Raw genomic sequence first — 12,864 nt, 5'->3', positions numbered from 1 at the left:
CTTTTATACTATTTAGTCTGTTCAAATTTACCATTCCAAAACGAGAACTTTTATGGCACGCGTCACCGTTGAAGATTGTTTAGATCATGTAGACAACCGTTTTGAGCTTGTGCTCGTTGCAAGTAAACGTGCTCGTCAATTGGCACGTCAAGGCATGGAGCCAACTGTAGAATGGGATAACGACAAACCAACAGTTGTTGCTTTACGTGAAATCGCTGTAGGTCATGTAACGAAAGAAATTCTTAAACAACGTGAGCAAGATTATCAAACTTCTAGTCTTGATCTTGCTCTTTCTACAAACAGTTTAAATTTAGAAGGTTTTTCTTTCTAATTACTCCTGTTTCTATAAAAAACCATCGTTTCTTTGCGATGGTTTTTTATTTGGCTTCTTTATATTTAAAAACATATTGGCAAAAGCAATTATTTTCATTGAAAAAAAAATACACTTTTTCAAACGAAAAAATTGACAAGTTCCGCAATATGCTTTTCATTAAGAAGTAGATAGATTTAGTTTTTTAAGTAACAGAAAAAGGGTGGTCTATGCCAGGCGAAGAGGTCAGCCAAGCCAAGCAACAGCTCAAATTAATTATCGAACCTTACTTATCAGTAAGTGAAGTCGAGAAAGTGCTTGCTGCCTGTGATTTTGGAGATCTGGCACACACTGGTATTACCCGTAAAAGTGGTGAACCTTATATTCTGCATCCTATTGCTGTCAGCTGTATTTTAGCTAATATGCGTTTAGATCCGGAAACTTTAATGGCAGCGCTCTTACATGACGTCATTGAAGATACTCAATATACCAAAGATGATATTATTGAGCGCTTCGGGCAAACAGTTGCAGAACTCGTTGATGGCGTAACTAAGCTAAGCCAGTCAAGCGATAAAGAATATAATAAAGCCGCATCTTTCAGAAAAATTCTGCAAGCAACCTTACAAGATCCACGCGTTATTATTATTAAATTAGCTGATCGCTATCATAATATGACCACATTGGGTGCTCTGCGTCCCGATAAACGTGCTCGTATCGCGCAAGAAACTTTTGATATTTTTGTACCTATGGCAAGATTAGTCGGCATGAATGAGATGGCTGATAATCTTGAAAATTTATGTTATCAAAATCTTGATTTAGATATGTTTGATAACGTTCAAAATGCTTTACTTCAAACTAAACCCGAACGATGTAAATATCAAAGTATTTGGGAACAAAATCTTGCAGAGCTTCTGCACAACTATCACATTCAAGGTCGTATTAAAAAGAAAAATAATAATATCGAGTTATTACGCCATTTCGTTAAAAACGAAATGGATTTACAAGAGCTGACTCATAGTCATGCTTTTGAAATCGTTTTACAGTCTATTGCTGACTGCGACCGCTTAGTGGCAGCATTAAAAGAAAATTTCCAAGTCATCCAGTATCAAGATCATATCCGCCGCCCACTACCTGGCGGGAATCAGTCTTTACTGATCAAGCTCAAAGGCGAAAAAACTACGCTATCACTCACCATCCAAACTGAATTGATGCGTAAAGCTGCCCGTTTTGGTGTGGTATTAGGTGAAAATGCTCCACAAACTTGTCGCTCTGCCATTCAGGCATCAATGCAAAATTTAAATACACTCATTGATAGTGAATGCGCTAAGACAACTTTTAACGATTTACTTGATTATCTACATCAAGAAAAAATTTGGGTCTATACCCCACATGGTCAATTACATGAATTACCACAAGGTGCAACAGTAGTTGATTTTGCCTATTCAGCTAGTCTTTTCTTGGGTAACCATGCGGTAGGTGCGAAAGTTGATGGTGAAATTAAGCCACTTTCAACCCCCCTAGTCAGTGGACAAGTTATTGAGATTATTACTGATGTTTTAGCAACACCAAATCCAGATTGGCTTAGCTTTATTAATACTCAGAAAGCTCGTCGTGCTTTACAACACGTGCTCAAAGATCAAGATATTGAAGAACAACGCTTAGTGGGTGCCCAAGCACTTTCACGCGCTTTGAAACTCTTTAATCGTTCAATCAACGACCTTTCAGATGCAGATTGGCTAGATCTTTTACAATGGCGTCATATTGACAATAAAAATGCATTATTTGAGCAAATTGCAGTTGGAGATTTACTTCCTCAACTTGTAGCCAACCACTTGTTTGCAAATGATAAACATCCACAAGTAGAAAATTCGGACCGATTAATTCAAGGTACTGAAGGTATCGATGTTAAATATGCTCACTGCTGTAACCCAATTTTAGGCGATTTAATTCAAGGTCATTTAACACGTCGTGGCCTAATTGTGCATCGTATTCGTTGTCATAATTTACTTCATGAACAACATCTACACCCAGAAAATATTATGCCACTTCAATGGAAAGCAGATGATGTAGATGATGTACGATTTACGGCCTACCTTGCGATTTATATGGCAATGAATGATGAACAGGTATCAGATCTCATCTATCAATGCCGTAAAAATAATGCGGGGGTGGAAATGGTGCATTCCAATGAGCAACGTACTTTCGTCAATATTGTAGTCAACAATCGTAAACATATTGCGAAAGTCATTCGTGATTTACGAATGCACTATGGATTCCCACGTATTGAGCGTTTGGATACCCCTGCTCCACAAGCAGAAGTTTCTAAAGTCAGCTAAAAATTGTTCTACTTTACTAAAATCTAACTTTCCATAAGCACCTAATTAATTAAATCGATGATACTTTTGTCAAAACCTATCATCGATTATGATGGAAAAAGATTTAATCAAGGAGAACCAAATGTCCCGCCAAGTCATTCATACTGAAAATGCCCCTGCTGCTATCGGCACATATTCTCAAGCTATTTTAGTAGGTAACACACTCTATCTATCAGGGCAAATTGGTTTAGACCCTTACAGTATGGAACTTGTAGACGGTATTGAAGCTCAAATCCGCCGTGTATTCGATAATCTCAAAGCTGTATGTGAAGCTGCGGGTGGCTCACTTGCAGATATTGCAAAGCTCAACATTTTCCTTACTGATTTATCTAATTTCCAGCTTGTAAACCAAATTATGGGCGAATATTTTGCTCAGCCATACCCAGCTCGTGCAGCACTTGGGGTAGCAAGTCTACCTAAAGGCGCATTAGTAGAAATGGATGGAATTGTAATTATTAATCAATAAGATAAAGATTTCGCTACAGATTAATCCTTAAATATTTAGTTCTAAAATTAGATACCGCTATGCTGAGAAATCTAAACAACCATTAGATTTCCGCTTAGGCGGTATTTTTTTATCCAAAATCCCAATAAAGATAAATGAGATTTTAAATGAATTTCATTGACAAACGATAATAATTATCAATAATATCAATTATCGCATTTATATTTGGGGATTACTCCCATGTACGTTTGCTTGTGTCGTGGCATTACCGATCAGGATATTAAAGACGCTATTGAAAATGGCGCTGAAAGCTATCGTGAAATTCGCGATTTGCTTGACCTCGGTACTTGCTGTGGACGCTGTGCACCAGAAGCACGTGCCATTATTAGTGAAGAATTAGCAGAAATTGCTGCGCGCATTTCTGTAGCTGCATAATAAAAATTAGTATTTAACAGTAAATTATTGACTCCTCCACCGCTTTTTGCGGAACGTTAATTGTTCCTCATTCAAGCGGTTTTTTTTGGAAGGAAATTCAGCTTTACCAATATTGTGTTGTTTTTGATTGCGATTTTCATTTGCTGTTCTATAAATTACTCGCCATATCTGTGAATGTTCACTAAAATGAATTCATAGATTGCCTTAATTGGATTAAGGCAGAAATTGTTTTGGAGTAGCTACAATGAAAGGCAATCGTGATGTAATCAATCAGCTTAACCAAGTGCTGTATCATCATTTAACTGCAATTAACCAATACTTTTTACACTCTCGCATGTTTAATGACTGGGGAATTGAACAACTCGGTTCTGCTGAATATAAAGAATCAATTCGTCAAATGAAACATGCCGACAAGATTATTGAGCGTATCTTATTTTTAGAAGGTCTCCCTAATCTTCAACACTTAGGTAAATTGTATATCGGTCAACATACAGAAGAAGTTCTGCAATGCGACATCCGTAAAGTAAAAGAAAATATTGAAGCAATTCAAAAAGCGGTCGCTTTAGCCGAAACCGAACAAGACTATGTAACGCGTGATTTGGTACAAGAAATCTTAGAAAAAGAGGAAGAATATTGGGATTGGTTAGATACTCAAATTGATCTTATTGGCAGTGTTGGTATCGAAAATTATATTCAAAGCCAAATGTAGTTTCTCATAAAAAAAATCCCCTTGTACTCAAGGGGATTTTTTTTATTTATTTTTTAACAACTCTGCCAAAGTTATTTGTTGTCGATAAAGATGCTGCAAAATAAATATTTGCTGCTCGGCTTGTTCTACTTTTCCATTATAGGCAAGTAGCTGAGCATATTTACGCAAGTTATAAGGCGACGCTTTATTCTTTACAAAATTTCCCCATTGAACTAACTCTGCTTCAGATAAAGTTACATGAGGATTAAGCGCAATCCACTTTAAACGCTGCTCAAATTGGGTTAGAACAAAAATCTGGTCACTTCCCATAAGCTCGGCATTTGGCTGCTTATTTTTAAATAGTAAATTACTATTCATGACATATACGTTGTAATCACGCCAAATTGCGATCATAAGTATTAAGCTAACACCCCAAATTAAACGCAGAAGATGTTTACCTAGTACAAAACCTTTCAGTATTGGAGTCTGTGCTTGAATTACACCCAATAAAAAGCCACAAGTCAGTAAGAAATAAGCATAACGCTGCGGAAATTCTAACATGGCATGAATAAGTACTGTACAGACCATCATCACTGCAATAATCGATATTGTTTCTTTCGCTTGTTGATTTAACCAAAATAACCAACATGTAAAGTAGGCAATAATCACGATACCAATTGGAATACCATTCCAAATAATAAGATCTAGCAACACATTGTGAGCGCTAGTCGTCCATTCTGTCGTTGGGAAAAGAGCATAAGCGGACATTTGAGCAACACTAGTTTGATTCCACCCATATCCCAACCAAGGATGCTGCTGTACAGCGAGTAACATTTGCGTCCAGATATTAAAACGCAAATAACCCGAGCTTGCCCGTTCAGCCAAGCTACTCGCCTGAGTTATATCTGTATGCGACCATGCATCAATTAAGCTTGTAAGAAACGGTAAAACTAAGCCCGCCATGAGGAAAAAGCCAGCACACCATAATAAGCCTTGAAAAAGTCCAAAACGCTTCGGTTTGTTAAATTGCTTAATAGCCCAATAGGTGAGTAAAAATGGAAAAACAATCCAAGAAGTGCGTGATTGACTTAGGACAACTGCAAATAAAATAGTTAGTGCTGATGGCAAGAGTAACCAAACTGAAGCCTTGTTCTTTTCATATAAATATAAGCATCCTAATAACCCCATAATGAGAAAGGTTGCCATATTATTGGGTTGGCCAAAGTTACCGTAAGGTCGATTACCAATTAAATGCAACATATGTGCAAAATGCGTATCAATATTTAACCACTGGCAAACCGCAATAAAGCTAGTTGCAACTGAAACAATAACGGTAAGCAGGCTAAACCCTGTAAAAATTTGGTCCCGCTGCCGGTAATCTAATGATAGGTTATAGCCAGCTACAACCATAAACCAAAAGCCTAATAAGTAAAGTGAACTTAACAAAGCTGTACTAAAATCAAAAACTAGACCAAAAGCCCACTGCACCACTGGAATTAAAATAAATGGCAATAGTAATAATTGTGCCCGCGGAATTTTTATATTTTGATAAAAAAGTGCAGCTACGACACTTAGACCTGCCGCAAAGGTACTCATTTCGCTAGAAAACATCACCCAAGGGTTATAGTGAAATGGAGATAGCCATGCAAAACCTAACAGGATTGCTGCGAGGAATAAAAAGAATACTTGCATAGTGACAGGTTACAGACCAAAAACTTGAGAAGAATTATACATGGAAGAAGGTAAGAAGAATTAGGTTCTATATGTATCTTCTCACAAGAGTTCCTAATTTATTTCCATGGTCGTAGGTCTACAATTTTAACCACTTGAGCTGAGTTTTTATCCATTAAAACAACCATATCTACAGCATTTGCTTTTAAAGGAACCCATGCATTCGTTTCTGGATATTTTCTTAAAATATTTTCTACTTGCTGTTTAGAGTTAAATTTTTCCAGTTCATTCAAATTTTGAACTTTATTTCGTATAAGTGGCTTAACTTGTACCAAATCAACATAAAGTTCTGGTCGTTGAGCAGAAGAAATACCACTAAATATTTCTTCAAATATACTTTTACTACGTTGTTCCTTATTTTCTGGTATTTTAACAGCGGCAAATTGCGGATTAAACCAAGAAGGATATCGGAATTGTGGCTGAATTATTTGAATATTGGTGTCAGTAATTTCATTATTACGCACAAGTTCAAAACGATCTACATTATAAACTAACCAAGCAGGGCGACCTTGAGCAATGCTATATAAACCATAGACTAATGCAGAAAGTTGAATCAGGATAATAATGGTCAGGTCGAACTTAAGTGTTTTCTTACCCTCTTTATAGACCAATAAGCCTAAAATGGGTCCCAAAATAACATCAATAGCGACCATCATTAAGAAAATATGGGTAACACCTACTGCTTTTGCTAATGGTTGTGGATACCAAACTAGAAATATCCAAGTGACAATAAATGAGGCTATTCCGAATGAAACAACTAAATGCCCAAAGAAAAATTTAAGACGTTTTGACATATATTTAAAAAATTTATTAAGATATATCTTAATTATTGCCAATTACAACAATTTCATTATTAACTTCCAGACAATCAGCAACAGTTCTTTTTAAATTGTCTAAACTATGAAAATCTGTATTATCCACCAACCCATCATGATCAGTTTCTTTTCCTTGATCATCTTCCAATATAACAGAACCTATACGGAAAACTCCATTCATATATTCTGGAATATCTTCATCAAGATATACCGTAACCAATACAATTGACATAATAATTATCCTATCCAAATATATTTATTGAAAATTATTAGTGAGTAAGTTTATTTAATAAAAAGCGCATCTTAGAAAAGATGCGCTTTTTATAGTATGTATTAACTTGCCTTTTGACAATTAGTTGGTAAGAATGGATATAGTTCTGTGTCTGCACCTGCTTTCGTTGTACTTGTAAATGTACTACATGACCATGAAACTGTTCCATCAGCCTGACCAGTACCAGTCAAACCAATAAATTTACCATCAACCTTTGTATTGTTTGTACCACCAAGAGTCGCAACAATTGTGATTGGACCATTAGCTGTTCCAGTATAAGTTAATGCCGTAACATATTTAGCATTAGCACCTAAAGGTGGGATAGGACTATTTGCTGTTAATGGAAATTGATTATCATTTGTAGAGTAAGCTTCTGCAACAGCTACTTTTGCAGCATCTAAATCAGTTGTTGCCTCTACCAACTTAGATTTGACCATATAAGTTTGATAAGCTGGTAAAGCAATCGCAGCCAAAATACCAATAATCGCTACAACGATCATGAGTTCGATTAATGTAAAACCTTTTTGTGCATTCATAGCCTTTTCCCCAAAGATTGTATGTATGTTTTTATATAAGCTTTTTGAGCTATAGAATATATTGCAGCAACCATGCCAACTTTTATTTTTATTAAAAAACAAAGATTTATAAATACTTTAAACTTATTCGAAATGCTAAAGCAGTAAATAAGTGACAAAAATTGTCACTATAATTTTTTTAGAATTAAATCACTAATAAAAATTTCTTCACAGTCTATTTCTTTTTTTTACTTTTTAATGTGACAAAAATCTCTTTAAAAATACATGATTAGATGACATTTTTTGTCAGTCAGTTTATTGTCCAAATTTTTTAAAACAGCTAGATTTTGTGTAGATAATTTAATTAATAATGATAGGCGCATTACCCAATTCATTATTTTGATCTGGCATATTTTCATCGTAAAAGTGTGACATCACATCACCAATTTGCTGAACTCCAATCACTACAGCATGTAGATACTGTTTTTGCTTAAGCTGGTGCACAATAGATTCGCAAATCTGTTGCCACACCTGCTCAGTCGTCGCGCTTCGAATACCACGATCAAATATAATTTCTACTGTGCGTTCACATAAATTTAAATAGAGCAGTACACCGCTATTAAGTTCAGTATCCCAAACCCCAAGTTCTGCAAATAATTGTTGCGCCCTTAAGCGCGTGTTCTGCCTATATGCTTGTGAACAAGGAATATGCCCTTCTATAACAACCTGTATTTCACCAATATGACCAAGTTCTGCTTTTTGAACCGCTTCAGTAATAGCTTGTTTATCCCTTTTACTAAAATAGCGGCTACTAGCAGGAAAATAGCAAAGATGCTTAAACCAACGTTTTAAGCTTGGCTCTACATATTCCTCAATTTTTGGTTGAGTAATAATTTGTGTTGTTTCTGATGTTGTTACCATGACCCTGAAGCACCTCCACCACCAAAACGACCTCCGCCGCCGCCATAACCGCCGCCTCCACCACCGAAGCCGCCTCCACGTCCACCCCCACCAGAACCACTTAAAATAGCCTGTAAAATAAGTTGGGCAATTGAAGTAATGAGTAAAAAGAAAATACCAAATCCAAGTAGTAAACTAGTAACCAAGCCAGCACCGTTTACAAAACCTGCTACCGCGGCAGCAACACCTGCTGTAGAAGCACTAAGAGGTCGGCCAACAATAAACGAGCCTACAATTCCGGCAATAAGAATAAACAACGCCATTGTCAAAGTAGTTTGTTTGGCTTGTTGTTCTTCGGCAGCCTGATGTTGGCGCTCTTTTAAATCTTGAGCAGCTTGCTGAGCAACTTCCGGATCTAGATTTAAAATCCTTCCAATTTCATCAATACCAGCGTTTAAGCCTTCGGCATATTGGGCTTGTTTAAAATAAGGTGTAATTTGATTTCGAATAATTCGACTTGCAACGATATCAGGCAATACACCTTCTAAACCATATCCAGTCAAAATTTGTATTCTATGATCGTTAATTGCAACTGCGATAAGTAAACCATTATCTCGTTTACTCGAACCAAGTTGCCATTTTTCACCGATCCGTAAAGCGTAATCAAATATATCTTCTTGGCCTGTAGTCGGTACAATCACAATACCTATTTGTGCCTTACCTTGCTGGTATAGATTTAAAATTTTCTGATTGAGTTGCTGCTTTTCAGCTTCACTCAAAATATTGGCTTGATCAATAACAGGCTGATTTAATGTAGGTAAACCACGAATTGATTCACCATCAGCCATGTCATTCGCAACCTGAGCTTGAGGCGCGGCACTTGAAGCAGCCTGCTCATTGATTTTAGGTTTCGATGCTTGAGCTTGCTGCTGTTGAATAATTTTACCTGCCACCACAGTATCAGTTTCATCTGTAGCAGTGGCAATATTATTCTCACTCCAAGCCGCACTCTGAAACAGAACACTGCAGCAGAGCACCATTAAGGTAATAACAAACACCTTAATTTGCTTAAACTGAAGCAATATAGTATTTCTCATGCGGCTCTTCCCTGATTTAAATTAATCGAAAGAAACTTTTGGAGCCTGCTGAGCCGATGCTTCTGCAGAGAAATTAGCTTTTGGATGCATACCAATCACTTTCGCTGTTACAGCTTGTGGGAACTGACGGACATAAGAGTTATAGTCTTGAACAGTTGTAATATAACGATTACGTGCCACAGCAATTCGGTTTTCTGTACCCTCAAGCTGAACCTGTAATTCTTGGAATTGGGTATTGGCTTTTAAGTCTGGGTAATTTTCTGAAACAGCAATCAGTCGAGATAATGCACCAGTTAACTGGCTTTGCGCTTGTTGATATTTTTCAAGTAATGCTGGGTCTTCCAATACTTCTTTATCGACCTTCAAGCCTGCTACATTTGCGCGTGCCTGAGTTACTTCAGTTAATACTTGCTCTTCGTGCTTAGCATAACCTTTAACTACGTTTACAAGATTTGGTACTAAATCTGATCGACGTTGATATTGGTTCTGTACCTCAGACCAAGCCGCTGTTACAGCCTCATCTTTGACCTGTAAAGTATTATAGCCACAGCCGGAAAATAGTAAGGTGCTTGCAAGTGTTGTCGCGATTACAAGTTGTTTAAACGTTTTCATCGTCACTTTATCCTCAAGTTTTTCTTTATATTTTTAACCTCTTGTCTCGATTGTATGATGAATTTGGCATTATTGTGTTGCTTTTATTTTATAGATTTAAAAAAAACCGGATCTTTAAATCCGGTTTTTTATTCTAGCTTGGCCTTAACTTTGTTTCCTCTTGGAAACTTGTCATTTGATATTCATCCGCCAAATAACTCTTCCAGTAATCGACCATCTGGCCATAGTTTTTTTGACTCGGATGAAAGTCTTTTCTGTAATAAGCAAAATATTCAGGTGTCAGTTGTATAATCATTTTAACAAGCAAATACACACCAAAAATATTTCCGCCTATTTTAGGCAAGCTTTTCCATTTATCTTGCCAAAATAATCGTGTCGTACCATAGAAAGCAAGACTCGCAAATCCCGTAGTAACACTACGCATTAGTAAACGGCGAATACGATCATCTCCATATACATGTTGGTATACATCAAATGCAACTGAACGATGCTCGATTTCCTCAATAGCATGCCAGACCCAAAGCTTTAGCGCATCTTGGTCCAAAGTTTTTAATAATTCAGGATGCTGTAAAATATACCCTCCAAGCAAAGCCGTAAAATGCTCAAATGCACATGTCAATGCCAGCTGTAGCTTAGGAGAAATTGTTCTTAAATATTTATCACGCTCATTCAACCAAGCTTGAAAACGATCCAGATTATAATCATCACGGCGCCAAGCCTCATTAAATTCACCATGCGCTTTCGAGTGCATCGCTTCTTGTCCAATAAAAGCTGCAATTTGTGCCTGCAATTGGGGATCGGAAACTTTGTCACGTACATTACGCACGCTATTTACAAAAAACTGTTCTCCTACGGGAAATGTTGAAGAGAGTGCAGTTAAAAAATGGGACATTAAAGGCGAATTTGCAAAATAATAGCGCTTGATTGCTTGAGGATTAAACTCAAGGCGACGCACTGTAATACCCAACGCTTTTCGACGATTTAAATATGATTTTTCTGCCGTCATACCTGCGATGTTCATGCTCAACACCTACTGTAGTGAAGAAGGAAGCTTTGAGTATCTCTTGCAACTAAGGGGCCAAAAAGGGCAAAAAAGCTTATTGTATTTGCCAAAAACGTCAAACTGATTAACGGTAAAAAATAAAGCCTGCATATAGCAGGCTTTATCAAAAACTTTAGTAATGATTTTTTAGATTAAACACCAAGATAATCTAAAATACCTTCAGCAGCTTGGCGACCTTCCCAAATAGCTGTAACTACAAGATCTGAACCACGCACCATATCACCACCAGCAAAGATTTTCGGGTTTGATGTCTGGAATTTAAATTCTTGGTGCTCTGGTGCAACTACACGACCTGAACCATCAAGATTAATATTCACATTACCAAACCAGTCTGCTGGACTTGGACGGAAACCAAACGCGAGTAAAACTGCATCTGCCGGTAAAATTTCTTCCGAACCTGGAATTGGCTCAGGGCTACGGCGGCCACGACTATCTGGTTCACCCATCTGCGTCGTTACCACTTTTACGCCTGTCACTTTGCCATTCTCACCAACAATTTCGATTGGTTGGCGGTTAAACAAGAACTTTACGCCTTCTTCATACGCATTTTTTACTTCACGTGCAGAACCTGGCATATTGCTTTCATCACGGCGATATGCACAAGTTACATCATGAGCACCTTGACGCAATGAAGTACGGTTACAGTCCATAGCGGTATCACCACCACCAAGAACAATAACTTTTTTACCGTCTAAGCTAATGTATTCACTTGGATCTTTTTCCCAACCTTGGCAACGGTTCACGTTAGAGATCAAGAAATCAAGCGCATCATAAACACCATCAAGATCTTCACCCGGGAAACCACCTTTCATGTAGGTATAAGTTCCCATTCCCATGAATACTGCATCATATTCAGCAAGTAATTCATCAATCGTGACATCTTTACCAATTTCAGTATTTAAGCGGAATTCAATACCCATGCCAGTGAAAATTTCACGGCGGCGCTTCATCACATCCTTTTCCATTTTGAATTCTGGAATACCAAATGTCAGTAAGCCACCAATTTCAGGACGCTTATCGAATACAACTGGCTTAACACCACCGCGGGCTAAAATGTCGGCACAGCCTAGACCTGCTGGACCTGCACCAATAATTGCAACTTTTTTACCTGTCCACTTCACATGTGACATATCTGGGCGCCAACCCAAAGCAAAAGCTGTGTCATTGATATATTTTTCAGCATTACCAATAGTGACCGCACCGAACCCATCATTTAAGGTACAAGCGCCTTCACACAAACGGTCTTGCGGACATACACGACCACATACCTCAGGTAAAGTATTTGTTTGATGGCAAAGCTCAGCAGCTTGGAAAATTTGACCTTCAGCAATCAGTTTTAACCAGTTTGGAATGTAGTTATGTACAGGACATTTCCATTCGCAATATGGGTTACCACAACCTAAACAACGGTGTGTCTGATTAGTGACAGTTTCCGAAGTAAAAGGTTTATAAATTTCCACAAATTCTGCTTTGCGGACAGTAATATCTTTTTTCTCTGGATCTTGACGTGGTACATCCAGAAATTGAAAGTCATTATTTAGGCGTTCTGCCATGTCTCTCTCCGTGGGTAGGCGCGGATTTCCCTGTTGCCCGCACCTGCCTATGTC

Annotated in this window: 15 protein-coding genes; 6 read left to right on the top strand and 9 right to left on the bottom strand. The window is 37.6% G+C overall.

Annotated features, from left to right (window positions below):
- The first annotated feature begins 52 nt into the window (after positions 1-52).
- The 6 genes from rpoZ (at position 53) to bfr (ending at position 4,274) form a co-directional block, all read left to right on the top strand.
- Positions 53-331, top strand: a complete 279-nt coding sequence (gene rpoZ / locus J576_RS11690; RefSeq protein ID WP_000135049.1) for a DNA-directed RNA polymerase subunit omega — start codon at positions 53-55, stop codon at positions 329-331.
- Between the two features lie 38 nt (positions 332-369).
- The gene (locus J576_RS20080; protein WP_102990545.1) at positions 370-501 is read left to right on the top strand and encodes a hypothetical protein; all 132 of its coding nucleotides are present in this window, start codon (positions 370-372) and stop codon (positions 499-501) included.
- A 39-nt stretch (positions 502-540) separates the two neighbouring features.
- The gene (locus tag J576_RS11685) at positions 541-2,646 is read left to right on the top strand and encodes a RelA/SpoT family protein (protein WP_002051757.1); all 2,106 of its coding nucleotides are present in this window, start codon (positions 541-543) and stop codon (positions 2,644-2,646) included.
- A 121-nt stretch (positions 2,647-2,767) separates the two neighbouring features.
- Positions 2,768-3,151 carry a deaminase RidA gene (ridA, locus tag J576_RS11680; protein ID WP_002051728.1) on the top strand — a complete coding sequence of 128 codons (384 nt, stop codon included), beginning with the start codon at positions 2,768-2,770 and terminating at the stop codon, positions 3,149-3,151.
- Positions 3,152-3,370: 219 nt separating this feature from the next.
- Positions 3,371-3,565, top strand: a complete 195-nt coding sequence (locus J576_RS11675; protein WP_000289091.1) for a bacterioferritin-associated ferredoxin — start codon at positions 3,371-3,373, stop codon at positions 3,563-3,565.
- 244 nt (positions 3,566-3,809) lie between these two features.
- Positions 3,810-4,274 carry a heteropolymeric bacterioferritin subunit Bfr gene (bfr, locus tag J576_RS11670; protein ID WP_000678123.1) on the top strand — a complete coding sequence of 155 codons (465 nt, stop codon included), beginning with the start codon at positions 3,810-3,812 and terminating at the stop codon, positions 4,272-4,274.
- 42 nt (positions 4,275-4,316) lie between these two features.
- Here the strand turns inward: bfr and J576_RS11665 are convergent, their stop codons facing one another.
- The 9 genes from J576_RS11665 to J576_RS11625 form a co-directional block, all read right to left on the bottom strand.
- Positions 4,317-5,945, bottom strand: a complete 1,629-nt coding sequence (locus tag J576_RS11665) for a PglL family O-oligosaccharyltransferase (RefSeq protein ID WP_002051695.1) — start codon at positions 5,943-5,945, stop codon at positions 4,317-4,319.
- 98 nt (positions 5,946-6,043) lie between these two features.
- Positions 6,044-6,778, bottom strand: coding sequence for a TfpX/TfpZ family type IV pilin accessory protein (gene tfpZ, locus J576_RS11660; RefSeq protein WP_002051776.1), 735 nt, complete (start codon positions 6,776-6,778; stop codon positions 6,044-6,046).
- Positions 6,779-6,806: 28 nt separating this feature from the next.
- Entirely contained in the window at positions 6,807-7,031 is a 225-nt protein-coding gene (locus J576_RS11655; RefSeq protein WP_002051650.1) for a hypothetical protein, read from the bottom strand.
- A 101-nt stretch (positions 7,032-7,132) separates the two neighbouring features.
- Positions 7,133-7,606 (bottom strand): pilin, encoded by a 474-nt coding sequence (locus J576_RS11650; protein ID WP_002051636.1) that lies wholly within the window; start codon positions 7,604-7,606, stop codon positions 7,133-7,135.
- A 339-nt stretch (positions 7,607-7,945) separates the two neighbouring features.
- A complete protein-coding gene (locus tag J576_RS11645) occupies positions 7,946-8,506 on the bottom strand; it encodes a TPM domain-containing protein (RefSeq protein WP_002051657.1) in 561 nt (186 codons plus the stop codon).
- Complete coding sequence (locus tag J576_RS11640; protein WP_002051721.1) at positions 8,500-9,582, bottom strand: TPM domain-containing protein; 1,083 nt, start codon at positions 9,580-9,582, stop codon at positions 8,500-8,502. Before J576_RS11640 ends, J576_RS11645 begins: the two co-directional genes overlap by 7 nt.
- Before the next feature lie 21 nt (positions 9,583-9,603).
- Positions 9,604-10,194, bottom strand: a complete 591-nt coding sequence (locus tag J576_RS11635) for a LemA family protein (RefSeq protein ID WP_002051712.1) — start codon at positions 10,192-10,194, stop codon at positions 9,604-9,606.
- A 133-nt stretch (positions 10,195-10,327) separates the two neighbouring features.
- A complete protein-coding gene (locus J576_RS11630) occupies positions 10,328-11,215 on the bottom strand; it encodes a metal-dependent hydrolase (RefSeq protein WP_002051771.1) in 888 nt (295 codons plus the stop codon).
- A 173-nt stretch (positions 11,216-11,388) separates the two neighbouring features.
- Positions 11,389-12,810, bottom strand: coding sequence for a glutamate synthase subunit beta (locus J576_RS11625; RefSeq protein WP_002051782.1), 1,422 nt, complete (start codon positions 12,808-12,810; stop codon positions 11,389-11,391).
- Between the last annotated feature and the right edge of the window lie 54 nt (positions 12,811-12,864).

Origin of the sequence: Acinetobacter sp. 766875, from assembly GCF_000582055.1 — a bacterium.
In the GTDB taxonomy this organism is placed as follows: Bacteria; Pseudomonadota; Gammaproteobacteria; order Pseudomonadales; family Moraxellaceae; genus Acinetobacter; species Acinetobacter nosocomialis.
Note: the sequence above shows the minus strand (reverse complement) of the source record. Positions and strands in the feature narration are given on the sequence as shown.

Excerpts from the sequence above, each read along its gene's own strand:
- rpoZ (WP_000135049.1), top strand. The coding sequence starts at position 53 with ATGGCACGCGTCACCGTTGAAGATTGTTTAGATCATGTAGACAACCGT.
- J576_RS20080 (WP_102990545.1), top strand. The coding sequence starts at position 370 with ATGGTTTTTTATTTGGCTTCTTTATATTTAAAAACATATTGGCAAAAG.
- J576_RS11685 (WP_002051757.1), top strand. The coding sequence starts at position 541 with ATGCCAGGCGAAGAGGTCAGCCAAGCCAAGCAACAGCTCAAATTAATT.
- ridA (WP_002051728.1), top strand. The coding sequence starts at position 2,768 with ATGTCCCGCCAAGTCATTCATACTGAAAATGCCCCTGCTGCTATCGGC.
- J576_RS11675 (WP_000289091.1), top strand. The coding sequence starts at position 3,371 with ATGTACGTTTGCTTGTGTCGTGGCATTACCGATCAGGATATTAAAGAC.
- bfr (WP_000678123.1), top strand. The coding sequence starts at position 3,810 with ATGAAAGGCAATCGTGATGTAATCAATCAGCTTAACCAAGTGCTGTAT.
- J576_RS11665 (WP_002051695.1), bottom strand. The coding sequence starts at position 5,945 with ATGCAAGTATTCTTTTTATTCCTCGCAGCAATCCTGTTAGGTTTTGCA.
- tfpZ (WP_002051776.1), bottom strand. The coding sequence starts at position 6,778 with ATGTCAAAACGTCTTAAATTTTTCTTTGGGCATTTAGTTGTTTCATTC.
- J576_RS11655 (WP_002051650.1), bottom strand. The coding sequence starts at position 7,031 with ATGTCAATTGTATTGGTTACGGTATATCTTGATGAAGATATTCCAGAA.
- J576_RS11650 (WP_002051636.1), bottom strand. The coding sequence starts at position 7,606 with ATGAATGCACAAAAAGGTTTTACATTAATCGAACTCATGATCGTTGTA.
- J576_RS11645 (WP_002051657.1), bottom strand. The coding sequence starts at position 8,506 with ATGGTAACAACATCAGAAACAACACAAATTATTACTCAACCAAAAATT.
- J576_RS11640 (WP_002051721.1), bottom strand. The coding sequence starts at position 9,582 with ATGAGAAATACTATATTGCTTCAGTTTAAGCAAATTAAGGTGTTTGTT.
- J576_RS11635 (WP_002051712.1), bottom strand. The coding sequence starts at position 10,194 with ATGAAAACGTTTAAACAACTTGTAATCGCGACAACACTTGCAAGCACC.
- J576_RS11630 (WP_002051771.1), bottom strand. The coding sequence starts at position 11,215 with ATGAACATCGCAGGTATGACGGCAGAAAAATCATATTTAAATCGTCGA.
- J576_RS11625 (WP_002051782.1), bottom strand. The coding sequence starts at position 12,810 with ATGGCAGAACGCCTAAATAATGACTTTCAATTTCTGGATGTACCACGT.